Here is a 26142-nt window from a genome sequence, read left to right on the forward strand (position 1 = left end):
CGCTTAGCCGCGGTAGCGGTTCACGTCGTCGCGGGTGGCGAGTGCCACGGCGCGCGCGGCATCGGCGAAGTCCTCGCCCTTGCCAGCATAGAGAATCGCGCGCGAGGACGAGATCATCAGGCCGCTGCCAGCGGCCGTGCGGCCGGCCTTGACGGTGGCTTCGACATCGCCGCCCTGTGCGCCGATGCCCGGCACCAGCAGCGGCACGTCGCCGACGATCTTGCGTACATCCGCGAGTTCCTGCGGGAAGGTCGCGCCGACCACCAGCGCGGCTTGGCCGTGCGGGTTCCACTTGGTGGCGACGAGCTCGGCGACATGCTGATAGAGCTTGCGACCAGCGCCGACTTCGAGGAACTGCAGGTCGGACCCGCCCGGGTTGGAGGTGCGGCACAGCACGATCAGGCCGCGGTCCTTCCATTCCAGGTAGGGCTCGACCGAGTCGAAGCCCATGTAGGGGTTCACCGTCAGCGCGTCGGCCTGGTAGCGCTCGAAGGCTTCGCGGGCGTACTGCTGCGCGGTGGCGCCGATGTCGCCGCGCTTCGCGTCCAGCACCACCGGCACCTGCGGGTGCTTGGCGTGAATGTGCGCGATCAGCGCTTCGAGCTGATCTTCGGCGCGGGCGGCGGCGAAGTAGGCAATCTGCGGTTTGAAGGCGCACGCGAGATCGGCGGTGGCGTCGACGATGGCGCGGCAGAACTCGAATACCGCATCCGGGCGCCCCTTCAGATGGGCGGGAAATTTGGCGGGGTCGGGGTCGAGGCCCACGCAGAGCAGCGAGTTCTGGGTGCGCCAGGCGGCGTCGAGGCGGGAACGAAAGTCCATGAACGTGATCCTTGCAGTCAGACGCGGGATTCTACCCGCGAGCCGTGGCGCGCCGCGCAAAGCCAAGGGTACGAGCGGTCAACATCCTCGGGGGCTTTTCGCGCGACAATCACGCGATTCCCTCATGCCCCGTACAGGAGGCTTCATGCGTCGTGCTCTTCGATTTGCTCTGCTGCCCATGCTGGTTTCGCTTGCTGCCTGTGGTGGTGGCGGGTCGGTAACGGTTGTGCCGCCGGAAACGCTGCCGGACGCGGATGTCTCCGCGGTGGCGAAGAGCGATCCCGGCTCCGTACTGCCAGCCACCTGGAAGCAGGGGCCGTTCATCGAAATCTATGTCCGTGGCTATCAGGACAGCGACGGCGACGGCATTGGCGACCTCAAGGGTCTCACCCAGCGCCTTGATTACCTGAAGGACCTGGGCGTGACCGGCATCTGGCTGATGCCGGTGACCCAGTCGCAGGACAACGATCACGGCTATGCGGTGAGCGACTATCGCGCGATCGAAAAGCAGTACGGTTCGCTGGCCGATTTCGACGCCTTCGTGGCCGCCGCCCACGCGCGCGGCATCGGCGTGATCATCGACTACGTAATGAACCACAGCGCTGCGCAGAACCCGCTGTTCCTCAACTCCAGCGGGGCGAAGGACGGCGCGCGGCGCGACTGGTACATCTGGTCCAGCACCAAGCCGAGCGGATGGAACATCTACGGCAACGACCCATGGAAGTCGAGCAGCACCGGCTACTACTTCGCCGGCTTCTGGGATCAGATGCCAGACTTCAATCTGCGCAACGCCAGCGTGCTTGCCTACCACCACGACAGCATGCGCTTCTGGCTCAACCGCGGTGTCGATGGTTTCCGCTTCGACGCCGTCGGCAACCTGGTCGAGAACGGCCCTTCGGCCTGGGAAGGCCAGCCGGAGAACTACGTGATCATGGGTGACATCCTCTCCATGCTCAACGGTTACCAAAACCGTTACATGGTCTGTGAGGCGCCGATCGATCCGAAGGGCTTCAGTGCATCCAGCGCCTGCGGGAGTGCGTTCGCGTTTGGCCACAACTACGACATCGTCAGCGCAGCGAAGGGCAGCAGCAGTGCGGTGGCGGCGGTGGCGAACTACTTCACCGGCGCGCCGGCGAACATGGCGGCGATGGTGTCGAACCATGACGCCTTTGCCGGCGATCGTTTGTGGACGCAGGTTAACGGCAACCTGCCGCAATACCGGCTCGCGGTGGCAACCTACATGCTGCAGCCCGGTGTGCCTTTCATCTACTACGGTGAAGAGATCGGCATGGCCAACAACAACAGCCTCAGTGGCGACTGGAAGTTGCGCACGCCGATGAGCTGGACGGCCGACACCACGACGGCCGGTTTCACCACTGGCAAGCCCTTCCGTGCAGTGTCGAGCAATGTCTCGACCAACAACGTCGCTGCGCAGCTGGGCGATGCCAACTCGCTGTTGAGCTTCTACAAGGCCTTGATCTCGGTGCGCAAGGCGCATCCGGCGCTGGCCGCGGGCAGCTACGACAATCCGCAGGCTAACGGTTGGACGATGAGCTTCACGCGCAGCACTGCAAGCGAGACGGCGCTCGTCGCGATCAACTATGGCTCCACCGCATCGAGCGTGAATTTCACCGGCCTTCCTGCTGGCGCGAGCGTGTCGGTGGCGTGGCCTGCGAGCGGCGTTGGCGGCGCTGTGACTTCTGGCGGCAGCTTCAGCACCACGGTGCAGCCGCAGTCCTTCGTGGTCTACACGATCGCGAAGTAAGGCACTCGTTTAGTAACGCAGATGGCCCCGTGGCGTGAATGCCGCGGGGCCTTTTTCATTGCATCGCCAGCCAGTGCAGACTGAAGCTGCGATCCGGATCACACCAGCACGCGCCGGGCGAATACCCGGCACTGCGCGCCAGTTCGCGAAAGTCGTCGATCGTGTACTTGTAGGAGTTTTCGGTATGCAGCGTATCGCCGGGCGTGAAGTCGAAACGCCGCCCGAGTACGACGATGCGCTGCGATGTCTCGCTGACCAGATGCATTTCGATCCGCCGCAAGGGGGCGTTGTAGAACGCGTAGTGGGCGAAGCGTTCCGGTGCGAGCTCTGCACCCAGCTCCCGCTGCGCGCGCACCAGCACGTTTCGGTTGAAGGCGGCCGTGACGCCCGCCGCGTCGTTGTAGGCGGCGTGCAGGCGCGCCGGATCCTTGACGAGATCAATCCCGATCAGCATGCCGCCGCCGTGGAGGTTTTCGGCTGCGTGGCGGAGAAAGCGGATTGCATCGTCCGGCTCGAAGTTGCCAAGGCTGGACCCCGGAAAGAAGCCCACGCGGCGCGCCCCTGCGGGGCAGGCTGGCAGCGTGATCGGTGCGGTGAAGTCGCCCACCACAGGCTCGATCGGGATCGCCGGATAGTCGCGTTGCAGCGCCGCGGCCGCAGCGTGCAGGTGCTCGCCGGAGATGTCGATCGGGATGAAGCCGGCCGGCGAGTGCAGCGCGTCGAGCAGCAGGCGGATCTTCAGCACGGAACCTGCGCCGAACTCGACGATCTGGGCGCCTGGCCCGATGCAGGCGGCAATGTCCTCGGAGCAGGCGCGCAGGATGCCGATCTCGGTGCGCGTGGGGTAGTACTCGGGCAGCGCGCAGATATGGTCGAACAGGGCTGAACCCGCTGTGTCGTAGAAGTACTTCGGCGCCAGGCGGCGCGGGTGCGCGGCAAGGCCTTCGACAAAGTCGCGCGCGAAGCCGCCGTGGGCGGTGTGGCTGCGGGCCAGGCGTGACGTGGCGTAGGCGGGCGGACGGTCCATGGTCTAGCACTCCCTTGCGAGTCGCAATCCTGAGAACTGCCAGCGCGCGGCCGGCGGGAAGAAGTTGCGGTAGCTCGCGCGGACATGCCCTGCGGGTGTCGCGCAGCTGCCCCCGCGCAGCACCAGTTGCCCGACCATGAACTTGCCGTTGTACTCACTGGCTCTGCCCGAAAACGGGCGAAAACCGGGGTAGGGGTCGTAGGACGAGCGCGTCCACGCCCATACGTCGCCAAAGCGCTGCAGCAAACCGGTGCCCGGGTGCGCGGCCTCCGGATGCAGGCGACCGGCTTCAATGAAGTGGCCATCGCATGCCGCCGAGCCAATCGCGGCCTCCCACTCGAATTCAGTCGGAAGCCGTGCGCCCGCCCAGTTCGCGAACGCCGCTGCTTCATAGAAGCTCAGGTGGCACACCGGCTCATCGGCGTCGAGCAAGCGTTCGCCATGCAGCGTGAAGATGTGCCATTCGGCGTCGATCTCGCGCCAATACAGCGGCGCCCGCCAGCCCTGGGCCTGTACCGTTGCCCATGCGTCGGACAGCCAGAATTCCGGGCGCCGGTAGCCGTCGTCGGCGATGAAGGCGAGGTATTCACCGCAGGTCGTGGGCCGGTTGGCGAGGCAGAACGGCGGCAGCAGCACCGCGTGGCGTGGGCACTCGTTGTCGAAGGCGAAGCCCGCACCAGCGTGGCCAACCTCGCAACGGCCTCCCTCGAATTCGATCCACGCTAGCGCCACTGGCGCGGTGCGCGGCCGCTGTGAGGCGGCGGAATGGGCCGGCAGCAGCACGTTGCGTGAAAACAGGTGTTTCACATCGGTGAGGATCAACTCCTGGTGCTGCTGTTCATGCTGGATCCCCAGTTCGATGGTGGCTGCCAGCTCAACGGGGATCGACGTTGCGAGCAGTGCGTCCATCGCTTCGTCCACCTGTGCGCGGTACTGCAGCACCTCCGACAGAGGCGGCCGCGTCAGCAGCCCACGCTCCGGCCGGGCTTGTCGGGCGCCGAGCGATTCGTAGTAGGAGTTGAACAGATAGGCGAAGGCTTCGGAAAAGGGGCGGTAGCCGGGCAGGCTGGCGCGGAGTGCCAGCGTTTCGAAGAACCACGTGGTATGGGCGAGATGCCATTTCGTCGGGCTCGCGTCCGGCATCGACTGTACGCACTGATCCTCGGCGCTGAGTGGTTCCGCGAGTGCGAGGCTGAGGGCCCGTACCTCGTGGTAGCGCGCCGCGAGCGCAGCGGTGTACTGCGCTGCGTCGGCCGGGCTCGTCACGGCGCGCATCCCGCCGTGCGGCAAGGCCCTGTCACGCAAGGTCCTGATGCACGCACAGGATGTTGCCTTCGCTGTCCTTGAACCAGGCGGCCCGCTCTGCACCCAGAACGCAGAGATGCCCCTCGGTGCGAAGGCCGGGCAGATCGTAGTCCTCGAACACCACGCCGGCTGCCTCGAGTGCCCGCACAGCGGCTTCGACGTCCGGCACCTGGAAGCTGAGCGCGGTGTGTTCGGCACGCGTGCCTTGATGGCGCGGGAAGAGCGCCAGCAAGGCGCCGCCGGCGCAGGCGTATATGAACTTGCCGTCCGCTCGTGCGCCGACCGGGCGCAGGCCCAGGCTTTGTTCGTAGAAATGGCGGGCGCGGTCGAGATCCACGACGGGCAACAGGGTCGTGACTGGGGCATCGGCGAGCATGGCGTGCCTCCTGCGGGGGGAGCGGCTTCAGATTGCAGTTAAGACCATCGCGGGGCGCACCACAACGCGAAGTTCGCCGGCTTTCGCGCAAGGGGCGCAAGTCTTTGAGTGGAAAGCAATAATTCCGCGTTACAATATGCGGTTTTTCCGGGCGGACGGCCGCCCGATGGCAGAGCAAAGGGATACGTCGTGCTGGTCGCAAACAACATCACCATGCAGTTCGGCGCCAAGCCGCTGTTCGAGAACGTCTCGATCAAGTTTGGCGACGGCAACCGTTACGGCCTCATCGGCGCCAACGGCGCAGGCAAGTCGACCTTCATGAAGATCCTCGCCGGCGTGCTGGAGCCCTCCGCCGGCAACGTGTCGCTCGATTCGGGCGAGCGCATGGCCTTCCTGCGCCAGGACCAGTTCGCCTACGAAGACCAGCGCGTGATCGACGTCGTGATGCAAGGCCATGCCGAGATGTGGGCCTGCATGAAGGAAAAGGACGCGATCTACGCGAACCCCGAGGCGACCGAAGAAGACTACATGCATGCCGCCGAGCTGGAGGCGCACTTCGCCGAGTACGACGGCTACACCGCCGAGGCGCGTGCGGGCGAACTGCTGCTGGGCGTGGGCATCCCGACCTCGCAGCACACCGGCCCGATGAGCGAAGTCGCGCCCGGCTGGAAGCTGCGCGTGCTGCTGTGTCAGGCGCTGTTCTCGAACCCGGACATCCTGCTGCTCGACGAACCGACCAACAACCTCGACATCAACACGATCCGCTGGCTGGAGAACGTGATCAATCAGCGCGAGAGCACGATGATCATCATCTCGCACGATCGTCACTTCCTGAACCAGGTCTGTACCCACATGGCCGACCTGGACTACGGCCGCATCCAGATCTACCCGGGCAACTGGGACGACTACATGGAAGCCGCGCAGCAGGCGCGCGAGCAGCAGGCCAAGGACAACGCCCGCGCGAAGGAAAAGGTCGCCGAACTGCAGGAGTTCGTGCGCCGCTTCTCGGCCAACAAGTCCAAGGCCCGCCAGGCCACGAGCCGCGCCAAGCAGATCGAGAAGATCAAGATCGACGAGTTCAAGCCCTCGAGCCGCCAGTACCCGTGGATCCGCTTCGACTACGACGAGAAGGAAAAGCTGCACCGCCAGGCGGTGGAGATCGAGAAGCTTACCTTCGCATACGAACCGGGCAAGCCGATCATCAAGGATCTGACGCTCACCATCGACGCCGGTGACAAGGTGGCGATCATCGGTGAGAACGGCGTCGGCAAGACCACGCTGCTCAAACTGCTGATGGGCGAGCTCAAGCCGCAGTTCGGCACCGTGAAGTGGGCCGAGAAGGCCAAGCTTGGCTACTACGCGCAAGACCACGCCGACGAGTTCGCCAGCGGCGAGAATCTGACCGACTGGATCTCCGGCTACGTGCGCGAAGGCGGCTATGAGGGCGACGACGCGGTGACGCTGGTCCGCGGCACGCTCGGCCGACTGCTCTTCAAGGGCGATGACGTGAAGAAGTCGGTCAAGGTGATCTCGGGTGGCGAGCAGGGCCGCATGCTGTTCGGCAAGCTGATGCTCCAGCGCAAGAACGTGCTGCTGCTCGACGAGCCGACCAACCACATGGACATGGAGTCGATCGAATCGCTCAACTCGGGCGTGATGGACTTCAACGGCACGCTGCTGTTCGTTTCGCACGACCGCGAGTTCGTCGGCTCGGTGGCGACGCGCATCATCGAGATCAAGCAGGACGGTCAGATCATCGACTACCGCGGCACTTACGACGAATACCTGCACAGCCAGGGCGTCGAGTAAGACTCAGCCGATGCGTTTTGGAAAGGCCGGTCGCCGAAAGGCGCCGGCCTTTTTTCATGCCGCGCTCGTCGTGCTCCACCGGTCGGTGTCCGCGCGCATTGTCTCGGGCGACCACAGACTGCGCCGGCGTTGACCTTGCTCCAAGCGGGGCTTCGCCGTGGCGCTCAAAATCGCGCTCCCCCGGCAAAGCCCTTGGCATCATGCACGCGCAACCCATTTCATTCGTCCGCTCGCGGCCCCCAGTGCAGAGCGACCTCCCCGCGATCATCGGCCATCGTGTCGAACTGCAACTGCTGACCACGCTGCAGTGCAACCTCAAGTGCAGCTATTGCTCGATCAGTGAAGGCGACGTCCTTGGCTCGCAGGGCAAGGTCGAGTACGACATCGACACGCTGCACCGTTTCGTCGAAACACACCTTGGCGCAAAGGACGTCTACGTCACCTTCTACGGCGGCGAGCCGACCCTGAACCGCGCATTCATGGAAGCAGTGATGTGGCGATACCCGCACTTCCGCTTCCAGCTGCAGACCAACGGCACCCTGCTCGACGATCTGCCCGAATGGGTGCTGCGGCGACTGGACAATATCCTGGTCTCGATCGATGGAGGCGAGCAGGTCACCGACGGCTATCGCGGGCGCGGCATCTATCGTCAGGTGATGCGCAATGTCGAGCGGGTGCATGCACGGGTCGGCGGTTCGCTCACCGCACGTATGACCTGGTCCAGCGACGAGATCGACCTCGCGCAGATCGAAGCGCTGCTCGATCGCTTCGACTACCTCTACTTCCAGTTCGTTGCCGATCACGCCTATGGCGATGCAGCACTGATACGCCGCAAGGCGGTGCTCGACGATCTGGTGGCGCGCTTCTTCCGCGATGCCGACGCCTTGCTGCCGGTGATCCCGCTGATGGGCATCGTGCGCAACAAGCTGTTCCCGCAACTCGTTGATGAACGCCACCATGGTCGCGCGCAGTGTCGGGTCTCATCGCACATCCTCAACGTGATGCCGGACGGGCGCATCTTCCCGTGCCCGGATCTGATGCACCTCCCGGACATGCAGATGGGGGACCTTGCCGAGAATTGGCTCCTGCCCAGCCCGCTGCAGCAGCACCCCGACATGCCCTGCGGCGCTTGCGAAGCGCAAGCCTGGTGTCGCGGCAACTGCATGAAGAATCTGTGGATGGGGTATGTGCGCAAAGACGATGCTTGGCGTAGTGGCATTACCGACCCGGTGTGCGAACTGGTGCGCCACCTCGGGCAGGCGATCGACCGTTATCCGCTTGCGGACTGGTACGCCGCCTTGCCGGAAGCCTTGCAGCGCGAAATTCTCGACTGCCCGGTTTACGACTACGTCGAGATCATGCCGTAGCGCCCGGCGCTGCCCTCACGCGCGAGGCGCAGCGCGATCCCGGCGCCCAGCAAGGCGCCTGCGGCGTGCGCCTGCCATACCACTGCCACGCCCGCTGGCAGCCCAGCCAGATCGGTGGCGCTGCCAAGTGCGTCGCCGGCCAGCTTTGCCGCAAAGGCCGTGATGAGCAACACCACCGGCGCGCGCAGGCGGGCCTCGCGCCACAGCACGCCGGCTGCCGCAAAGCCCATCATCACCGCGAGCGCCGATGCACCGCGATAGGCGGTGAGTGCTGACGCCGTGAGCAATGTTGCCAGGCTCAGCACGGGCGCTGCCACGCAATAGAGCAGCGAGACTCGGCGACTGCCCAGCGCCGATTCGACAATGGCGGCGGCGGTGATCAGGGTCACCAGGTCGGTCAGTGCGTGCGCCGTGCCGAAATGCAGCAGGTGGCCGCTCCAGAGTTGCCAGAGGGCGGCGCCTGCGAGTGGTGCTCGCGTCAGCTCGAATTTGGTGACCCACGCGTCGGGCAGCGCGATGGCGGCGAGGCTGATCGCCGCTATCGCAAGGCTGGCGGATGGCCAGCGCAGGTGGGTGTTCATGACCGGCGGCGCAGCCCGATCAGGATCACAAGGCCGATCGCCACCAGCACGCCGGCGAGGCCGAGGCTACCGCCGCCGCTATAGCCGGACCGATTGACGACCTGCACGCTGCTATCGGTCTTCATGCGCTCGCGGAAGCCGTCGAGCTCGCGCTTCAGGTTCGGGATCAGATCATTCACCGCGGCGTCGAATCCTGCAGCGCGTGCTTCGCGCGACGCTTCGCTGTAGTTCACCAGGGTCGAACTGCCCTTGATGCGACTCGTGCCCGGTGCGCGGAAGAGCAGCTTCTTGCTCGCAACATCGAAGACAGCGGCGTCGACCATCGTCTGCACATCGTACCGATCACCTTGAATGACATAGGCACCCACGATGGTCCAGTACAGCATCGACAGCACGCCGTTGTCGACAAACTGGACCTGGTCGTAAGACACCAGTGCGACGACATCGACGTCGAACATGCGCGACACCTGTTCGAGGTTCGCGAAGCCGCCCTTTGCACGCAGGTAGGATGAAGGAATCACCTCGATCTTGCCCACGTAAGGCAGGCTGGCGAAGTTGCCCTTCACCTTTTCAAGCAGCAGCGTTTTCTGCTGCTCGGGAATCGCGGTGCCCCACTGCGCGGAGGGGGCGAACGCGATACCGACCTTGACCGGCGGCCGCAGCGTGGTGACGCCCGGTGCCATCTGTGGCGCTTGCTTGGCATCCGGGAACAGGTATTCGACGGCGCTGCCCGATTGGGTGTGAGTGTCGGTGCGATGCCACAGGCTGGCGCAGCCGGCCAGCGTAAGGAGCGCCAGCGCTGCCGCGGCGCGACGAACAAGAGTGCGGGTATTCATGGTTCTCGGGTGGTGTTGACGGTAACGCGATGCTTGCGCCGCCCGCGCGCTTTGGCGAGCGCCTTATCACACGTTGCATCGCCTGCGCGTTTGCGTAGCAGATTCCGATACCAAGCCCCGTGCCGACGCGCAGCGTGGCCGGCTGACGCCGTCGGCAGGTTCGTGTTTCGACCCAACAAATAGAGGGTCCGTGCGCTCGCTGCAGTGGCTGCGTTGCGGTGCGAATTCGACCTTGAGGATTGCCTGCGTGGGTTCTATTGTGCTCTGAGGCTCGATACGGAGGACGCGTGCCGAGCATGGGAGATCTACCCATATTGCATGGCGTGTTGCGAGTGGGTTGTCTCCGAAAAAGTGATTCGCACGTACAAATATGTGAGCGGCATACTCGGCCGACTCGCTCAGCGGGTTTCGTGACGACGCGCACCTTAATCGGGTGATCGGGTCGCGCGGAATTGACTGCCGCCGGATACCCCGGTGGGGTCTGGACCACAACAGGAGATGTCCAAGATGATCGTTCGCCGTTCCCCGGTCACGCGCGTGACCGGTATCGCCGCATGTCTCGCGGCAGCCCTTCCCCAACTTGCAATTGCTGGCGGCACCATCAGCGCGTTCGATGTGCCGCAGGCACCGGTTGAACACACCGATCGCCTGATCGTGAAATACCGCAACACGCTCAACATCGGCGCGCAATCGGCGCCGGTGGCGACGCAGCGTGCGCAGGTGTTTGAAGCTGCCGGCGCGCGCCTGGGTGTGACGATGCATGCTTTGCGAAAGACCGCCCTCGGTGCGGACGTCGTGAAGCTCGACCGCAAGGTCACGCAGGCTGAAGCGTCGCAGTTGATCGCCGAACTGAAGGCCCGCGATGCCAGTATCGAATACGCGGAGCCGGACCGCATGATGCATGCGCTCTTCACGCCGAACGACACGCGCTATGCCGAGCAGTGGGATCTCTACGAAGCCACCGGGGGCATGCGTGTGCCGGGGGCGTGGGACCAGGGCAACGGAAGCGGCGTGGTGGTTGCAGTGATTGACACCGGCTATCGGCCACACGCCGACCTCGCCGCGAACATCGTCGCAGGCTACGACTTCATCTCCGACACTGCCGTGTCCAACGACGGCGATGGCCGCGATGCCGACGCGAGTGACCCGGGCGACTGGACCAATGCCGGCGAGTGCGGCACCGGCTGGGCAGCAACGAATTCAAGCTGGCACGGTACGCATGTGGGCGGCACGATTGCCGCGTTGACGAACAACGGCAGCGGGGTTGCCGGTATCGCCTACGGTGCGCGCGTGCAACCGCTGCGGGTGCTGGGGCGTTGCGGTGGCTACACCTCGGATATCGCGGATGCCATCGTCTGGGCATCAGGGGGCGCGGTCAGCGGCGTCCCGGCAAACGCCACGCCTGCGCGGGTTATCAATATGTCGCTAGGCGGCAGTGGTGCTTGCGACACCACCACGCAGAACGCGATCACCTCGGCGCGCTCCCGCGGCACCGTGGTGGTGGTGGCGGCGGGCAACGAGAACCAGAACGCGTCGAACTCGAACCCGGCGAATTGCTCCGGCGTGATCGCCGTTGCGGCGACCGGTCGCTATGGCGATCGTGCGTACTACTCCAACTACGGCAGCATCGTGACGCTCGCGGCACCCGGGGGTGACATGAGTGGCAGCGCGTCCAACGGCATCCTGTCCACCCTCAACGCGGGCACCAAGTCGCCCGGAGCGGATTCCTATGCCTTTTACCAGGGCACTTCAATGGCGACACCGCATGTTGCTGCGGTCGCGGCGCTCGTCATTGCAAAGAATCCGGCGCTCACGCCGGATCAGGTGAAGGGTGTGCTCACCAGCACCGTGCGCCCCTTCCCGGGCTCCTGCTCCGGATGCGGTGCGGGCCTCGTCGATGCCAGCGCGGCAGTGGCGGCGGCGAATGGCGGTGGTGGCGGTGGCGGCGGTGTCGTGAACGTGACCGAGGTGGAGCCGAACAACTCCCGCACTGCGCCGATGCTGTTGTCGCAGCCGTCGAAGGTGGCCGGCACGATGGCTTCCAGTACCGATCAGGACTGGTACCGCGTCGATCTGCCGGCCGGCAAGACGCTCACTGCGACACTGGTGGCGGGCCTCAGCACGGCTGACTATGACCTCTACCTCTACAACTCTGCGGGCACGCAGATCGCGAAGAGTGAGTTGGGTGCCGGCAAGACCGATACCGCAAGCACCACCAACACCGGCACGACGACGGTCACGCGCTATGTACAGGTGCGCTACTACAGCGGCGGCACCGGCTCGACCAACGGCAAGTATTCGCTGACGGCAAGCTGGTAAGCAGGGCGTCACAGGCCGGCGGGCGCCGCAAGGTGTCCGCCGAACTTTGCGTGTGAAATGAAAAGCCCCGCCGCGGCGATGCCGGGGCGGGGCTCACGTTGCGTCGGCGCGTGCTCAGCTGTCGAGCGCCTTGCCGACCACTTCAGCCACGTCGCGCGAGAGGCCGTTCTGGCTCTGGATGCGAGCCAGCTGCACGCGCGCCAGCGATTGGCGATGTGTGTCGAACTTGCGCCAGCGGTCGAAGGCGCGTGCGATGCGCGATGCCACCTGCGGGTTCATCGCATCGAGTTGCAGGATTGCATCGGCGGCGAACGCGTAGCCCGAACCGTCGGCGGCATGGAAATGCTTCGGGTTCGCGGCACAGAACGCGCGGATCAGCGCATACACCTTGTTCGGGTTCTTGATGTCGAACGCCGGGTGCTGCAGCAGGGCGCGCACACGCTGCCCCGTATCCGCAGCGCGCGCGGTGGACTGAACCATCAACCACTTGTCGACAACCAGCGCCTCGTCCTTCCACTTGTCGAGGAAGCGGGCGAGCGCGTCGTCGCGTTCTGCCAACTCAAACTGCGCAATCGCAGCAAGCGCGGCCATCGTGTCGGTCATGTTGTCCGCGGTATCGAACTGCGTCATGACCAAGGCGCGCGATTCGGCGTCGTCGATCTCGGCAAGGTAGCCGAGGCAGGCGTTGCGCAAGGCGCGTGCGCCCGCTTGTTGGGCCTCGGGCGAATAGGGCGCATCCACCTTCAGCTCATGGTAGGCCGCAGCGAGGGGGCCTTTGAGCTCACGGGCAAGATGGCGCCGCAGCGCGAGTCGGGCGGCGTGGATCGCGTCCGGATCGACGGTGCCGTCGGTGGCCTCGATCAGCACCACTTCGGACGGCAGCGCCAGGGCTTCGGCCACCAGCGCCGGATCGCCGCCCGGCGCGAAGGCCGAACCGAGCAGCGCGCGGATCGCATCGGCGTAGGTCGTCGGTATCCACGCGAGCGAATCACCGTCGCCAGCCTGGTAGGCCGCGATGCCTGCCGTGAGGATGTCGGTTGCGAGGCGCTGACCGGCTTCCCAACGGCAGAAGGCGTCGCTGTCGTGCGCCATCAGGTGTGTCAGTTCCGCGGCGGTGTACGGGTAGTCCAGCACCACCGGCGCCGAGAAGCCACGCAGCAGCGAGGGCACGGGTGCGGCCGCGATGTCCTCGAACACGAAGCTCTGACGATCTTCGGTAACCGACAGCACGCGTTGGGTGCCCGCAGCGCTGGTCTCGCCCGCGAGGCGAAGCGGCAGCTCGCGACCGTCGGCATCGAGCAAACCCAACACCAGTGGCAGGTGGTAGGCGCCGCGCGCAACGGGCTTGCCTTCGGCTTCGAGGCGCTTTTCGTAGGCCGTGGCCGGATACAGTTGCTCGACATCCAGCGTGAAGCGTTTGGTTGCTGCGTCGTAGGCGCCGCGCACAACCAGCTTCGGCGTGCCCGCCTGGTTGTACCAGCGCTTGAACTGTGTGAGGTCGAGGCCGGACGCGTCCTGCATCGCGGCGACGAAGTCCTCGCAGGTCACCGCCTGACCGTCGTGGCGCGCGAAGTAGAGATCCATACCCTTGCGGAAGGCGTCCTTGCCGATCAGCGTGTGGATCATGCGGATCACTTCAGCGCCCTTCTCGTACACCGTGGCGCTGTAGAAGTTGTTGATCTCGGCATAGCTGGCCGGCCGGATCGGGTGCGCCATCGGGCCGGCGTCTTCCGGGAACTGTGCGGTGCGCAGCGTGCGCACTTCCTGGATACGGGTCACGCCGGCCGAATGCATGTCCATGCCGAACTGCTGGTCACGGAACACCGTGAGGCCTTCCTTCAGCGAGAGCTGGAACCAGTCGCGGCAGGTCACGCGGTTGCCGGTCCAGTTGTGGAAGTACTCGTGTGCGACGACGCGGTCGATGTTCTGGAAGTCGATGTCGGTGGCGGTGTCCGGGCGGGCCAGCACGTACTTCGTGTTGAAGATGTTGAGGCCCTTGTTTTCCATCGCGCCCATGTTGAAGTCGCCGACCGCGACGATCATGTAGTGGTCCAGATCCATCTCCAGACCGAACACGTCTTCGTCCCACTTCATCGACTTCTTCAGCGCTGCCATCGCATGGCCGCACTGGTCGAGCTTGCCCGGCTCCACGTACACCGCGCAGCGCACCTTGCGACCCGACTTGGTGACGAACCAGTCTTCGAGCATGTCGAGTTTGGCCGCGACCATCGCGAACAGGTAGCTCGGCTTGCGGAATGGGTCTTCCCACTTCGCCCAGTGGCGGCCGCCTTCTTCGTCACCGGCGCCGACCGGATTGCCGTTGCCCAGCAGCACCGGGAACTGCGCCTTGTCGGCATGGATCGTGACCGTGTACTTCGCCATCACGTCAGGCCGGTCGAGGAACCAGGTGATGCGGCGGAAGCCTTCGGCCTCGCACTGGGTGAAGTAACCGTCCTTCGAGCGGTACAGGCCCGACAGCTGCGTATTGCCGTCCGGGTTGATCGTGCTGACCGTGGTCAGCGTAAAGCTCTCGGGCAGTTCGGCGTGGATCAGCAGGCGGTCATCGCACAGCGCGTATTCGCCCTGGCCAAGCAGGCGGCCATCAAGGCGGATCGTCTCCAGTTTCAGTTCTTCTCCGGTCAGCACCAGCGCCGCGCTCGGGTCAGCCGCCGCCGGGTTGCGGTGGCAGGCGAGTGCCGCGGTCACCGTGGCGTGCCCGGTCTCGATCGCGACGTCGAGATCGACGGTCTCGATCAGGAAGGCCGGCGGGGTGTAGTCCTTCAGGTAGATCGCTTGTGGCGTGTCGGTTCGCATGGGGGTTCCTCGGTCTGGGCGCCGTGCATAGGCGGGGCAGAAGCCGGTGCTTGCGCCCACGCGCACGCCCGTTCCGCCATTCTGGAATGGAGCGAAATTCTAGTGGAGCAAACGGCGCTCGGTTGTCGTCGATGCGACCGGGAATTGCCGGCGCGGGGCGAACAGGTGAGCGAAGCGGAAGCCAGAAAGATGAAGCCCGTCGGTGAGGGGGGACTCGACCGACGGGCGGGGGGAGACAAGGACGCTACGGAGGAGGAGAGGCCGCTGGGGGAAGCGACTTCGGGGGGGGGACGGGGGGAGTCCGTAACGCCTTGGAACGAATTAAACCAGCCTCGTCGTTTGCAATCCTTGCGGGGATTGCGCAATTCAAAAAAAACTTTCTGATCGAGCGAAAAGATCGAAAACCTAATCCGCAGGCCGCTTTGCGGGTAATCCCGAATTGCCGCTGGCCGCAATGCAAAGGCCGTGACTGCCTGCACAGTTTCCAGACGGTTCCGAATTGACAGCGATTGCTTGTGCACCCGGCGCAAATTGCGCGGCGCCCGGCAATCCGCCCGCGAACGCGGACAGATGGCTCTGACGACCCGCCCAAGTCGTGGCAGACTCCGCGCACGCATGCGGAGGTCACGGTGGTTCTTGCAGCTCAGGTGTCAGACGTTGGTAGCGGCGCGGATAGGCGGATGGATGCACTTGCACAGCTTGATCGGCTGCGCGAGACAGCACCGCAACGGGCGCTGCGCTATGCCGAAGAGTTGCTCGATGATGCGCTGAACGCGTCCGATGGTCCGCTGGCGGCGAACATCCGGCTCGGCCTGGGTGAGATCCTGCGCGTGCTGGGCCGCGTGCCGGATGCGACGACGCATCTGCGCGCGGCTCTGACCTGGTTCGAATCCAACGGCGATCGCCTCGGCGAAGCCTGGGCACACCACCACTTGGCCACGGTCTGCGCGGCGAGTGGGTTGCTCGATCATTCGCTGCGCCACATCGAAACCGCGCGCGACCTGTTCGATTTGATCGACGATGCTCGCGGTCAGGCACGCGCTCTGGTGACCGAGGCGGTTACCTATTCCAATTCCGGCCGGCCGGCCGAGGGCCTCCACCTGGCCGAGCGCGCCGAACGCATCTACCGCCTGCGCTGCCCGCAGCACGCTATCGAATTGGGCTACGCGCTCTATAACCGCGCCACGCCGCTGATCGCGCTCGGCCGCCATGAGGAGGCGCGTGAAGCCCTGGTCGAAGCGCTCGAGATCAGTCGCCGCGAGGGCGCCAATCGCCTCGGCGCCCTCGCCCTCGGCCAGCTGGGGGTGATCCACCAGCTGCGCGGCACGCTGGACGCCGCGCGTGACGCGATCGAGGACGCGCTTGAATTGGGCGAAGCGATGGGCGAGCCGATCATCGAGGCGTGGAGCCACTACCACCTCGCGACGATTGCCGCCGAGATCAGTGACAGCGAAACCTTCGATGCCCACATGGATCGCGCGCTGGCGGCGGCTCAGAAGCATGCGTTGCTGGACTGCCATGTGGCCTGCCTCGATCAGCTGCACAAACACTACGAGCGGATCGGCGACACGACGGCGGCGCTGGCGACGCACCGTGAGCTGCTGACCGCGCGGCTGACCCAGCTCGAACGTACCAGCTCGCAGAACCTGCGCTACATGCAGGCGGTGCGTTCGCTGGAAGACACCCGTGCCGACAAGGCCGAACTGGAAACCCGTGTCGCCGAGCGCACGCGGGAACTGTCCGAAACCGTGCAGCGGCTGGAGCGCGAGATCACCAGGCGCGAGGAAATCGAGCGTCAGGTGCGCTTCCTTGCCGAACGCGATCCGCTCACCCGCTGCCCCAACCGGCGTGCGCTGATCTCCTTCCTTGGCGAGATGCTGCATGCCGCGGCTGGCGGCGAGCATGTCGCGGTGATCTTCATCGACGTCGACCGTTTCAAGCAGATCAACGACTCGCTCGGCCACACGGCTGGCGACAGCGTGCTGTGTGACGTCGCGCAGCGGCTGGCGCAAGCCTGTGGCGATGGCGGCCTGCTCTCGCGATACGGTGGCGATGAGTTCGTCGCGGTGATGCCGCTCGAAGCGCCGGTCGGCGCCGGTCGCGGGCTGGCCGATCGTGAGCTTGCGCTGGCGGTGGCGCGCGTGCGGCGTTGCTTTGAGCAGCCCTTCGCGGTCAGCGGCGAGCAGTTCTATCTGGATTGCAGTATCGGCGCGAGCCTGCATCCGGAGGACGGCAATGAGCCGGAGCAGCTGATCGCCTGTGCCGATATGGCGATGTACGCGGTCAAGCAGTCGGGCCGCGGTGGCCATGCGCTGTTTGATGTGTCGCTCGCCGAGGCCGCACACGAACGGCTTGCGCTGGAGAAGTCACTGCGTCACGCGACTGAGCGCGGTGAGTTCGAACTGCGTTTCGAGCCGCGCGTCGCTGCACGTAACGGCCTCGTCGTGGCGCTGGAGGCGCTGCTGCGCTGGCGCCACCCCAAGCTTGGCTGGGTGCCGCCCTCGCGCTTCATCCCGATCGCTGAAGATACCGGCGAGATCGTGCCGATCGGTCGTTGGGTGCTTGAGCACGCCTGCATGCAGCTCGCCAGTTGGCGGGCGATCGGGCACCACAGCCTGCGCGTGGCGGTGAACGTGTCGGCGCGGCAGATCCGAGATGTCGAACTGCTGCCGGCGATCGAGCATGCGCTCAAGGCGAGCGGGCTGCCACCCGACGCGTTGGAGGTCGAGATCACCGAATCGCTGCTGATCGAAGACCCCGAGGGCGTCGCGCGCGTGCTTGGCCGGCTCAAGGATGCCGGTATCCGAATCTCGCTGGACGACTTCGGCATGGGGTATTCGAACCTGGCGATGCTCGCGCGGATGCCGCTCGACATCCTCAAGCTCGACCGCAGCCTGGTCGAGGAGATGGTGCGCAGCACCCGCGCAGCGACGGTGGTCGCCTCGATCGTGAGCCTTGCGCGTGGCCTGGGTCTGGCGGTGGTCGCCGAGGGCGTGCAGGACGAAGGCACCCGCATCGCGCTGACCGCACTGGCTTGCGACAGCTTCCAGGGCTACCTGTTCTCCCAACCGCTGACGGCGGACGAAGTCAGCGCGCGCCTCGCGGCGGTGGGCTGATCGGTTCCGCCGGCATGCCTTCCTGATGACGCAACCCGAGCTTCTCGCCCTGCGCGACCAGATCGATGAGATCGATGAACGGCTGGTCGGCTTGCTGGCCGGTCGCTTCGACGTGACCGAAGCGATCGGGCGGCTCAAGGCGGAAGCCGGCGCCAAGCCCGTTGATCCCTCGCGCGAGCGCGAACAAGGCCGGCGTTACGAGGCCCTGGCGCAAAGCCATGGGCTCGATCCGGCGCTTGTACAACAGGTCTTTCGCACGATCATCGATGAAGTCGTGCGCAGGCATGCGGCGCTGGCGGCGCGCGCCGCCTCTGCTCAGGACTAGATCAAAACAAGGCCTGCCAAGACTGCAGTGCTCTCAGCCGCGCAGTCTTCTTGCGCTGGTGGGCCTCCATGCGCTGCAACACGTCGGCGAGCAGATCGACCGCGTCGAGGATGTAAGGCCCCTTGTTCAGCATCACGCATTCGGCGCGCACGCCCATCGCTGCGTCGGTGATTTCCCCGCGCGAAGGTTGGCCGCGCTTGGCGAGCGATTCGAGCACCTGGGTCGCCCACACCACCGGTACCGAAGCGGCTTCGCAGAGCCACAGGATCTCTTCCTGAATCTCGGCCAAGCGTTGGTAGCCCAGTTCGACCGCGAGGTCGCCACGCGCGATCATGACCGCGGCCGGGTTGCGACCGGCGGCAGCAACGATGATCTCTGGCAGGTTGCGCACCGCGCGCCGTGTCTCGATCTTCATCAGCAAGGCCGGCGCCTGCGCGCCCCGCCGGCCGGCGGACTCCAGCGCCGATTGCAGGCGCGCGACATCGTCGGCGCCCTGCACGAAGGAATAGCCGACGATATCCGCGTGGCGTGCCACGAAGGGAAGTGCGGCCAGGTCGGCTTCGGTAAGCGCCGGCACCGCGAGTTCGGAGGCGGGGAAGTTGAGCCCCTTGTCCGCCTTCAGGCGTTTGCCATCGCTTGGTGCATGGGTGATCTGCACCCGAACCGCGCCGTGGCGCCGTTCGGTGACTTGACCACCCAGTTCACCGTCGTCCACCCAAACCGGGTCGCCGTGCGCGAGCTGGCCGATGACCTCGGGCAGGCTGCAGCCGATCGCCCGTTCGCCCGTGGGCACGTCGGACGGCGCGCGCGCGAGCCAGAAGCTGTCGCCAACACCGAAGCGCGGCTTGTCGCTGGCCCCGGCAAAAACGGTGGTGCGCAGCTTCGGCCCTGCGAGATCCATCAGCACGCGCGTGCGCGGCGGCAGGCCGAGTTTGCGTTCGGTGGCGCGTAGTCGGTCGATCATGGCCGCCCAGTTCGCCTCGTCGCCGTGTGCGCAGTTGATGCGAACCAGTTCGACGCCACGTTGCAGCAGGCCGCGCAGCAGTTCGCTGTCGTCCGCCGCAGCGTCGGGCAAGGTCACCATGATGCGTGTGCGCCGCTGCGGGCTCGGCACGCCAAAGACCCGCAGACATTCTTCTTCGAGGCGGCGGTTGCCGGCAATGAAATCGCCACGCGCGGGCAGGGCTGGTTGGCGCGCTTCGGGCACGCCGGCTGCGCGGGCCACCAGCGCGGTCGTGGCGGCAAGCGATTCGAGCGTGCGCGACTCGCTTCTCCCCAGCGATGAAAGGCCAAAGCGGGTCAGTTCCTCCTGCAGTGCACACAGGTCGCGCCGTCGCAGCGCAAGGTAGCAGGCCAGGTTGCGTGCCGAGGGCGCGAAGTCGGCGCGCCGGATCCAGCTGGCCCACTGGTCGACCAGGCCTTCGCCCTCGTCGGCGATGTCCGCCCGCAGGGCTTCGAGTTCGGTGTACAGATTGGCGAGGTGCAGTGAAGTCTTGTCGGCGACCGTGGTCGGCATGGCGCGCCTTTCGGAATACAGGAAGCGGGGCAGTGATCTTCGCCGCCCGGCATTGCAGGCCGATTGCAGTGTTGCGCCTCAGGTTGCGGCGTTCGCTGCCGATAACCCTGCTTGCACCGTATTCGATCTGCACGGAGATTTCATGACGACGATGATCATGCGGCTGTCTCAGTCGCGCGATGGGGTGTTCTTTGCTGCGCGCTCGGTTACCGACAAACTCGTGCTGGGTCTGGTCGGGCTGGGCGGGCTGGTGGCGGTGGCGATAGGTTTGGGCGGTGGAGCGCTGACCACGGCCATCGTGGGTTCGCTGGTGGCGCTTCTGCCCCTGGCGGTGTCGCACCGACTGGCGCCCGGCGCGACGCCAACCCGCCTGATCGCCATGGCCAGCGTCGTCGTAATGGCCGTGCTGCTGCTGCAACTGGGCGGTGGCGCCGCCTGGCCGCGGCTCGCGGCGGTTGCGATGGTGATGATCCTGCTCGGTTATTGCGACCAGAAGACGGTGCTGCTCGGCGCCGTGTTGTGGGCCTGCGCCGACGCGGTCTGGTCGTCACAGCACGCGGTCAGCAGCGGCCAGATCGCCGCTCAGTTCGGTGCCATGCTCGTCGTCACCGGCGTACTGGCATTCCTTGGTTTCATGCTGCGTACCGTGCTGCTGCGCGCACAGGTGGGCGCCGAGTTCGCCAAGGCGGTGAAGGCCGGCAAGCTGGACTTCCAGTTCGACGAGAAGGAAATCAGCCGCAGCCCGATGATCGCTGCGATGCATGCGATGCAGGACGACCTGCGTGGCACCGTGGGCGTCGCGGCCTCGTCGGCACGCGCCTTGGCTGAGGCGGCGACCGAGCTGGCCGCCGCCAGCGCGCGGATTTCGGCCGGAGTGCAGGCGCAGGCCGATGCCAGCGCGAGCGCCGGCAACGTTGCGAGCGACATGGAACAGACCGTCGGCACGATCTCCGAACGTGCAGCGGAGGCAGCCAACGCGGCGGTGCGCTCGCGCGAAGCGGCGCGCGACGGCGGCGCGGTGATCAGCGAGGCGGCCGATGCGATGCGGCGCATGGCTGAGGCGGTGGAGGCGGCATCTGCCTCGGTCGAGACGCTGGGCGCCAAGTCCGATGCCGTGGGTCAGGTGGTGCAGATGATCAAGACGGTGGCCGAGCAGACCAACCTGCTCGCACTCAATGCGGCCATCGAAGCCGCACGCGCCGGTGAAGCCGGCCGCGGTTTCGCCGTGGTGGCGGATGAGGTGCGAAAACTCTCGGAGCAGACCAACCGCGCCACCGGCGACATCACGCGCATGGTGAGCGAGATCATCGAAGTGAAGAACGACGTGACCGAGCGCATGGCGCGCGCGGTGCAGGAAGTCGAAGCCGGCTTGGGCAACGCCGAGCGCGCGAGTGGTGCAATCGAGGCGATCCTGCGTCGTGCCAGCCGGGTGGACGACAACATCGCCGGCATCGAAGAGGCACTGCGCACGCAACGCGAGGCTGCGCATTCGGTGGCTGCAGCGGTGGCGCGCCTGAGCGCGGTTGCCGCCGAGGCCAGTGGCGAAAGCGTTGCGATCGCCAACCGGTCGCAGTTGCTGGCGCAGACGGCACAGGATCTGCACGGCGCAGTGGAGCGGTTCGATCACTGATTTGCCTGGGCTCGCAATTCGGTCGCGAATTACTGCCCGGGCTGCTTCTAGCTTGATTGCAACACGGCTGTCATTTGACTTGAATTGCTGGCTTGACAGTTGTCGACCGGAGAATCCGATCTGGCTACACTCCGCGCACTTCGTCAGGCAGCCAAGAAGGCGAAGGCTAAAGAAATGCAGATTCCGGTAGCTATCGCGCCAGTCCAGGAATCGAGCCAGAGGATGGAGACAAACCAGAAGAATGACGCCGTAAGAGACAACGGCGATCGGTGAGCGGGTTGCGCTGACCGAAATTGCGGGCCGATTCCCAGTGGGATTCGGCCCGTTGTGTTTTCAGGCGCCGCCGTGTGGTCAGCGGCTTGAGAGCGCTGCGGCGAAGCGATCCAGGCCGGCCTCAAGCGTGCTGCGCGGGCAGCCGAAATTAAGGCGCACGAAACCCGGCGCGCCGAAGTCCCGGCCATCGGAGAGGCCCAGGCCGGCGGCCTCGAAGTGGGCCGACGGATGCTCCAATGCGTGCTCGCGACAATCGATCCAGGCAAGGTAGGTCGCTTCGACGGGCGTCATGCTCACGCCAGGCAAGGCCGCAATCCGCGATTCGACGCGTCGCGCGTTCTCGGCTAGGTAGTCGATCAGGGCCCGGCGCCACGGCTCGCCGTCTCGGAAGGCCGCTTCCATCGCGACCAGACCGAGCAGATTCACATGCGGCACGATGCCGGCCATCACCCTCTCGAATCGGCGCCGCAGCGCGGCGTCCGGGATTACCGCGAACGCGGCGCCGAGCCCTGGGATGTTGAAGGTCTTCGAGGGCGCCATCAGCGTGATGCTGCGCCGCGCGATTGCCGGGTCCAGCGCCGCGATCGGCACATGGCGCTTGGCCGGATCGAGCACCAGCCCGCAGTGGATCTCGTCGGAGCACAGCACCACGTCGTGGCGTTCGGCCAGTTCCGCGATGCGGCGCAGTTCGTCGGCGTCCCATGCGCGACCGACCGGGTTGTGCGGGTGGCAGAGCAACCACATCCGGCTCTTCGCGAGCGCTGCGTCGGCGGCGTCGAAATCCCATTCCCAGCGTTTCGCGCCGCGCACCAGGTCAAGGCGTTCGAGGCGGCGCTCCGCGAGCCCCGGTGCGGCGAGGAAGGGCGGGTAGACCGGCGTGGCCGTGAATACGGCGTCGCCGGCGTCACAGCCGGCGCGCACTGCGATGTTGATGCCGCAGACCAGGCCCGGCAGCCACACCAGCCACTCCGGCGCAACCTGCCAACCGTAGGCGTCGGCCAGATGGGCGATGGTGGCTTCGGTCAGCGTCGCGGTCGGCTTGCTGTACGTGAAGTGGCCGAAGTCGACCGCCTCGCGCAGTGCGTCGATCACCGGTGGCGGTGCGGCAAAGTCCATGTCGGCGACCCACATCGGCAGCACGTCGCGGCCGGCATAGCGCGACCATTTCATCGAATGCGCGCGATCGGCGAGTGGTAGCGGGGTATCGAAGTCGTACATGTCGTCGTGGTATCCGCAGGCAAGGAGCCGACATCCTAACCCGGCACACAAATGACAAACGCGACCGAAGTCGCGTTTGTCTATGCCACTGTCGACGCTGCGTAACGCCGGACTTACACCTGCAGGTGCTCGTACAGCGGGGTCGAGAGGTAGCGTTCGCCGAAGGACGGAATCACCACGACGATCAGCTTGCCAGCGTTTTCCGGCCGCTTCGCCAGCTCGGTTGCCGCCCAAAGCGCTGCGCCGGACGAGATGCCGACGAGCAGGCCTTCTTCCGTTGCGGCGCGGCGCGCGAGGTCGAATGCGTCGGCGTTCTTCACGCGGACGATCTCGTCGTAGATCGAGGTGTTGAGAATCTCCGGCACGAAGCCGGCGCCGATGCCCTGGATCGGGTGCGGGCCACGTGCACCGCCCGACAGCACCGGGCTCGCATCCGGCTCCACCGCGACGATCTTCACGCCGGGCTTGCGCGCCTTGAGCACTTCACCCACGCCGGTGATTGTGCCGCCGGTGCCGATGCCGGAGACGAAGATGTCGACCTGCCCATCGGTGTCGGCCCAGATCTCCTCGGCGGTGGTGTTGCGGTGAATGGCCGGGTTGGCCGGGTTCGTGAACTGCTGCGGGATCAGGTAGCGCGGATCGGCGGCGGCCATTTCCTCGGCACGCTTGATCGCACCTGGCATGCCTTCCGGCCCCGGCGTCAGCACCAGTTCGGCGCCGTAGGCCTTGAGCAGCAGGCGGCGCTCGCGGCTCATGGTCTCCGGCATCACGATCGTGAGCTTGTAGCCCCGTGCGGCGCAGACCATGGCGAGGCCGATGCCGGTGTTGCCGGAGGTGGGCTCCAGCAGGATCGTGTCCGGCTTGATCTTGCCGTCGCGCTCGGCCGCTTCGACCATCGAGATCGCGATGCGGTCTTTCACGCTGTGTGCGGGGTTGAAGAACTCCAGCTTGGCGGCGACGGTGGCGGCCGAGCCGGCGGTCAGACGATTGATGCGGACCAGCGGAGTGCGGCCGATCAGTTGAGTCACGTCATTCGCGATGCGCATGGTGTGCGTCTCCTTGTAAGGGGAAGGCCTCTGGGGCTGTGGGCGGATTCTAGGCGCATGTGTCGGGCGCCCCAATATCTGCGCGGGCATATGCATATGGATGCATGGCAGGGTTGCCTATTGGCGTGGCGCCGCGTGCGCCGTTGGCCACGGTTTTGCGGCGCTGCGTCAAGTCGGCGGTTTGACGATTCTGATGCTGATGGTCTATTAATCCACGATTCCATCAAAATCGTGGCTTTCGCGCCGCGACGGCTCAGGAGGCGATATGACGCCACATGCGGTTGATTGCCCAGTGCGTGCGCCAGCTCCGGACGACCAACTCGACGAGATATGGTGCGCCACGCAGTGGGGCGATCCGTCGCTGTGCCCGCCCGGTTGTGAGCTGGCTGAGCGGCTGTGCGAGCGCGATATCGGGGAGTTTGATCTGCCCCCCGAGGCCTGGATCTGATACAGCCTAGCGCTTGGCCGGCGCGCTCAGGCGAATGCGTGTGCCGCCGCCTTGCACCAGCAGCAGCGCATAGAGCACCAGCGCGGCGACATGTATTACGCCGCCAGTTTGGCGCAGGCTAGTCAGCCCGACCGCATCGCCGCTTAGGCGCAGCGCAACCGATAGATGAAGCACGGCCAGCGCGAGATACAGCGCCGGGCGTACGCGTGGGCGCCAGCCGGTAATCGCCGGAAGAATGATCGGCGCATGGCCGAACAGCATCGACATCACAAAACCGACGAACACCGCATGCAGCACCGCATCGTAGGCGGCGTCGCCGGCGCCGAGCGGCGCGTTGGCAGCGCCGAGCACGATGGCGGCAATTGCCAGCCAGGCATAGCCGCTGATCAGGCATACCGCGGTGAAGCGCGGCTGACCCGGCCGCCGTAGGGTGATGCGGATCACGTCGAAGCGCGCCAGCCACGCGACCCACGCCAGCAAGGCGAGCGCGAGCCCGCGTTGCGCGCCGAGCGGGTGGCTCACGGCGAACCACACTGGCACCGCAAGGGCGAAAGCGAGCAGCGGCGGCAGCGCGGTTGCCCATGCGGGGCGCGGCATCACGCGGGAGAGTTCGAGCCGCTCGGCCGCGATCGTCAGCACGAGGAAGGCGATCCAGCTCAGCGCTGCGGCAGTGCCATGTCCGCCCAGCACGAACACTGCGGCCAGCGGCAGGAAGCTCGCCGCCAGCGTCAGCACATCCGCATACGGTTCGCGTATCGCACGGGCTTGCAGGAAGGCCACCACGACGAGGCCGACGCCAGCGCCGACCCAGATGTAGAGCGCCAGCTCCCACAGCCCTGCAAGGGCGACGACAGTGGCTGTGGCGTTGGCGAGCGGCACCGCGAAGGCGGCTTCGCGCCCGTAGGCGATGGCGCGTTCAAGTGCGATCACGGTGCCGAAGAAACCGCAGCCGAACAGCGCTGCGTGCATCAGTGGCCACTGCGCGAGTGGCACCGGCAGCGGCAAGCCCAGGCGCACCAGCCCTGCCCACACTGCGGCGAGCAGGGCGGCCAGCGCGCTGGCTACTGGCAGCAGGCGAACCGCGTTCATGACATCGCCGCGCGGGCGGCGGGGCTCATGCGCTCCGGCGTCCACGGCGGCTCGAAGGTCAGCGTCACGGCCGGCGTAAAGCCGGGGAAACGGGCTGTCAGCGCATCTTCGACATCGGCGATCAGCACATCGCCGAGCGGGCAGGTCGGCGAGGTCAGCGTGAGCGTGACGTGCAGCGTTGCGCCGTCGGCATGGGCTTCGTAGATCAGGCCGAGCGGCACGATGCCGACGCCCAGTTCGGGGTCGGCGACCTCGCTAAGTGCATCCAGGATTGCGTCGAAATCAGGTGGGTTCTGTGTCGTCATGCATGGTCTCCGTTGCGCCCATGATAGCTGCCCGCGCCCAAGCGCAAAGGCGCTCCGGCGATCTTGACTCGCATCAATGACCCCACTGGGAGTGGGGAAGACAGTGGCGCCGTCTCAGACGGTCTGGGCACCGGTCTTACATTGGGGGAGAGCAC

Annotated in this window: 20 protein-coding genes; 8 read left to right on the forward strand and 12 right to left on the reverse strand. The window is 65.9% G+C overall.

Features of this window, described 5'->3' with window-relative positions; all coding sequences use genetic code 11:
• Positions 1 to 3: 3 nt before the first annotated feature.
• Positions 4 to 822, reverse strand: coding sequence for an orotidine-5'-phosphate decarboxylase (gene pyrF / locus JY500_RS02510; protein WP_206254966.1), 819 nt, complete (start codon positions 820 to 822; stop codon positions 4 to 6).
• Between the two features lie 145 nt (positions 823 to 967).
• Here pyrF and JY500_RS02515 point away from each other — a divergent pair, with 145 nt between their 5' ends.
• Entirely contained in the window at positions 968 to 2587 is a 1620-nt protein-coding gene (locus JY500_RS02515; RefSeq protein ID WP_206254967.1) for an alpha-amylase family glycosyl hydrolase, read from the forward strand.
• A 55-nt stretch (positions 2588 to 2642) separates the two neighbouring features.
• Here JY500_RS02515 and egtD read toward each other — a convergent pair whose 3' ends face one another.
• Genes egtD through JY500_RS02530 form a run of 3 tightly spaced genes read right to left on the reverse strand, consistent with a single transcriptional unit; the run spans position 2643 to position 5295 of the window.
• Positions 2643 to 3614, reverse strand: a complete 972-nt coding sequence (egtD, locus tag JY500_RS02520; protein ID WP_206254968.1) for an L-histidine N(alpha)-methyltransferase — start codon at positions 3612 to 3614, stop codon at positions 2643 to 2645.
• Positions 3615 to 3617: 3 nt separating this feature from the next.
• Positions 3618 to 4880: an ergothioneine biosynthesis protein EgtB gene (egtB, locus tag JY500_RS02525; protein WP_246479758.1), complete on the reverse strand. Its 1263-nt coding sequence runs from the start codon at positions 4878 to 4880 to the stop codon at positions 3618 to 3620.
• Between the two features lie 31 nt (positions 4881 to 4911).
• Positions 4912 to 5295, reverse strand: a complete 384-nt coding sequence (locus JY500_RS02530; RefSeq protein ID WP_172201192.1) for a VOC family protein — start codon at positions 5293 to 5295, stop codon at positions 4912 to 4914.
• Positions 5296 to 5484: 189 nt separating this feature from the next.
• On the opposite strand from JY500_RS02530, the gene JY500_RS02535 reads away from it, so the two are divergent.
• Positions 5485 to 7104: an ABC-F family ATPase gene (locus tag JY500_RS02535; protein WP_172201190.1), complete on the forward strand. Its 1620-nt coding sequence runs from the start codon at positions 5485 to 5487 to the stop codon at positions 7102 to 7104.
• Between the two features lie 242 nt (positions 7105 to 7346).
• Positions 7347 to 8471, forward strand: coding sequence for a radical SAM/SPASM domain-containing protein (locus JY500_RS02540; RefSeq protein ID WP_246479760.1), 1125 nt, complete (start codon positions 7347 to 7349; stop codon positions 8469 to 8471).
• On the opposite strand, the gene JY500_RS02545 is transcribed toward JY500_RS02540, so the two are convergent.
• Together JY500_RS02545 and rhlP are read right to left on the reverse strand one after the other, a co-directional pair.
• The gene (locus JY500_RS02545) at positions 8450 to 9052 is read right to left on the reverse strand and encodes a rhomboid family intramembrane serine protease (RefSeq protein WP_206254971.1); all 603 of its coding nucleotides are present in this window, start codon (positions 9050 to 9052) and stop codon (positions 8450 to 8452) included. The genes JY500_RS02540 and JY500_RS02545 overlap by 22 nt on opposite strands.
• Positions 9049 to 9888: a rhombotarget lipoprotein gene (gene rhlP / locus JY500_RS02550; RefSeq protein ID WP_206254972.1), complete on the reverse strand. Its 840-nt coding sequence runs from the start codon at positions 9886 to 9888 to the stop codon at positions 9049 to 9051. Before rhlP ends, JY500_RS02545 begins: the two co-directional genes overlap by 4 nt.
• Positions 9889 to 10395: 507 nt before the next feature.
• On the opposite strand from rhlP, the gene JY500_RS02555 reads away from it, so the two are divergent.
• Positions 10396 to 12207: a S8 family peptidase gene (locus tag JY500_RS02555; RefSeq protein WP_206254973.1), complete on the forward strand. Its 1812-nt coding sequence runs from the start codon at positions 10396 to 10398 to the stop codon at positions 12205 to 12207.
• A 114-nt stretch (positions 12208 to 12321) separates the two neighbouring features.
• Here the strand turns inward: JY500_RS02555 and pepN are convergent, their stop codons facing one another.
• Positions 12322 to 15021 (reverse strand): aminopeptidase N, encoded by a 2700-nt coding sequence (pepN, locus tag JY500_RS02560; RefSeq protein ID WP_206254974.1) that lies wholly within the window; start codon positions 15019 to 15021, stop codon positions 12322 to 12324.
• 680 nt (positions 15022 to 15701) lie between these two features.
• Here pepN and JY500_RS02565 point away from each other — a divergent pair.
• Together JY500_RS02565 and JY500_RS02570 are read left to right on the forward strand one after the other, a co-directional pair.
• Positions 15702 to 18137: an EAL domain-containing protein gene (locus JY500_RS02565; protein ID WP_206254975.1), complete on the forward strand. Its 2436-nt coding sequence runs from the start codon at positions 15702 to 15704 to the stop codon at positions 18135 to 18137.
• Between the two features lie 25 nt (positions 18138 to 18162).
• Positions 18163 to 18462 carry a chorismate mutase gene (locus JY500_RS02570; RefSeq protein WP_206254976.1) on the forward strand — a complete coding sequence of 100 codons (300 nt, stop codon included), beginning with the start codon at positions 18163 to 18165 and terminating at the stop codon, positions 18460 to 18462.
• Position 18463: 1 nt separating this feature from the next.
• Here the strand turns inward: JY500_RS02570 and JY500_RS02575 are convergent, their stop codons facing one another.
• Entirely contained in the window at positions 18464 to 19978 is a 1515-nt protein-coding gene (locus JY500_RS02575) for a pyruvate kinase (RefSeq protein WP_206254977.1), read from the reverse strand.
• A gap of 142 nt (positions 19979 to 20120) precedes the next feature.
• Here JY500_RS02575 and JY500_RS02580 point away from each other — a divergent pair, with 142 nt between their 5' ends.
• Positions 20121 to 21608 (forward strand): methyl-accepting chemotaxis protein, encoded by a 1488-nt coding sequence (locus JY500_RS02580; RefSeq protein ID WP_206254978.1) that lies wholly within the window; start codon positions 20121 to 20123, stop codon positions 21606 to 21608.
• A 351-nt stretch (positions 21609 to 21959) separates the two neighbouring features.
• On the opposite strand, the gene JY500_RS02585 is transcribed toward JY500_RS02580, so the two are convergent.
• Complete coding sequence (locus JY500_RS02585; protein ID WP_206254979.1) at positions 21960 to 23099, reverse strand: MalY/PatB family protein; 1140 nt, start codon at positions 23097 to 23099, stop codon at positions 21960 to 21962.
• A gap of 113 nt (positions 23100 to 23212) precedes the next feature.
• Positions 23213 to 24145 carry a cysteine synthase A gene (cysK, locus tag JY500_RS02590; protein ID WP_172201159.1) on the reverse strand — a complete coding sequence of 311 codons (933 nt, stop codon included), beginning with the start codon at positions 24143 to 24145 and terminating at the stop codon, positions 23213 to 23215.
• Positions 24146 to 24410: 265 nt separating this feature from the next.
• On the opposite strand from cysK, the gene JY500_RS02595 reads away from it, so the two are divergent.
• On the forward strand, positions 24411 to 24593 hold the full coding sequence (locus JY500_RS02595; RefSeq protein ID WP_206254980.1) for a hypothetical protein: 183 nt from the start codon (positions 24411 to 24413) through the stop codon (positions 24591 to 24593).
• A 6-nt stretch (positions 24594 to 24599) separates the two neighbouring features.
• On the opposite strand, the gene JY500_RS02600 is transcribed toward JY500_RS02595, so the two are convergent.
• A complete protein-coding gene (locus tag JY500_RS02600) occupies positions 24600 to 25682 on the reverse strand; it encodes a hypothetical protein (protein ID WP_206254981.1) in 1083 nt (360 codons plus the stop codon).
• Entirely contained in the window at positions 25679 to 25987 is a 309-nt protein-coding gene (locus JY500_RS02605) for a metal-sulfur cluster assembly factor (RefSeq protein WP_206254982.1), read from the reverse strand. Before JY500_RS02605 ends, JY500_RS02600 begins: the two co-directional genes overlap by 4 nt.
• Positions 25988 to 26142 lie beyond the last annotated feature (155 nt).

Source organism: Niveibacterium microcysteis, assembly GCF_017161445.1.
Classification (GTDB): Bacteria; Pseudomonadota; Gammaproteobacteria; order Burkholderiales; family Rhodocyclaceae; genus Niveibacterium; species Niveibacterium microcysteis.

Coding starts and splice junctions, on each gene's coding strand:
- JY500_RS02555 (WP_206254973.1), top strand. CDS start 10,396: ATGATCGTTCGCCGTTCCCCGGTCACGCGCGTGACCGGTATCGCCGCA.
- pyrF (WP_206254966.1), bottom strand. CDS start 822: ATGGACTTTCGTTCCCGCCTCGACGCCGCCTGGCGCACCCAGAACTCG.
- JY500_RS02595 (WP_206254980.1), top strand. CDS start 24,411: ATGACGCCACATGCGGTTGATTGCCCAGTGCGTGCGCCAGCTCCGGAC.
- JY500_RS02565 (WP_206254975.1), top strand. CDS start 15,702: ATGGATGCACTTGCACAGCTTGATCGGCTGCGCGAGACAGCACCGCAA.
- JY500_RS02515 (WP_206254967.1), top strand. CDS start 968: ATGCGTCGTGCTCTTCGATTTGCTCTGCTGCCCATGCTGGTTTCGCTT.
- egtD (WP_206254968.1), bottom strand. CDS start 3,614: ATGGACCGTCCGCCCGCCTACGCCACGTCACGCCTGGCCCGCAGCCAC.
- JY500_RS02585 (WP_206254979.1), bottom strand. CDS start 23,099: ATGTACGACTTCGATACCCCGCTACCACTCGCCGATCGCGCGCATTCG.
- JY500_RS02600 (WP_206254981.1), bottom strand. CDS start 25,682: ATGAACGCGGTTCGCCTGCTGCCAGTAGCCAGCGCGCTGGCCGCCCTG.
- rhlP (WP_206254972.1), bottom strand. CDS start 9,888: ATGAATACCCGCACTCTTGTTCGTCGCGCCGCGGCAGCGCTGGCGCTC.
- cysK (WP_172201159.1), bottom strand. CDS start 24,145: ATGCGCATCGCGAATGACGTGACTCAACTGATCGGCCGCACTCCGCTG.
- JY500_RS02570 (WP_206254976.1), top strand. CDS start 18,163: ATGACGCAACCCGAGCTTCTCGCCCTGCGCGACCAGATCGATGAGATC.
- JY500_RS02530 (WP_172201192.1), bottom strand. CDS start 5,295: ATGCTCGCCGATGCCCCAGTCACGACCCTGTTGCCCGTCGTGGATCTC.
- JY500_RS02580 (WP_206254978.1), top strand. CDS start 20,121: ATGACGACGATGATCATGCGGCTGTCTCAGTCGCGCGATGGGGTGTTC.
- pepN (WP_206254974.1), bottom strand. CDS start 15,021: ATGCGAACCGACACGCCACAAGCGATCTACCTGAAGGACTACACCCCG.
- JY500_RS02605 (WP_206254982.1), bottom strand. CDS start 25,987: ATGACGACACAGAACCCACCTGATTTCGACGCAATCCTGGATGCACTT.
- JY500_RS02545 (WP_206254971.1), bottom strand. CDS start 9,052: ATGAACACCCACCTGCGCTGGCCATCCGCCAGCCTTGCGATAGCGGCG.
- JY500_RS02575 (WP_206254977.1), bottom strand. CDS start 19,978: ATGCCGACCACGGTCGCCGACAAGACTTCACTGCACCTCGCCAATCTG.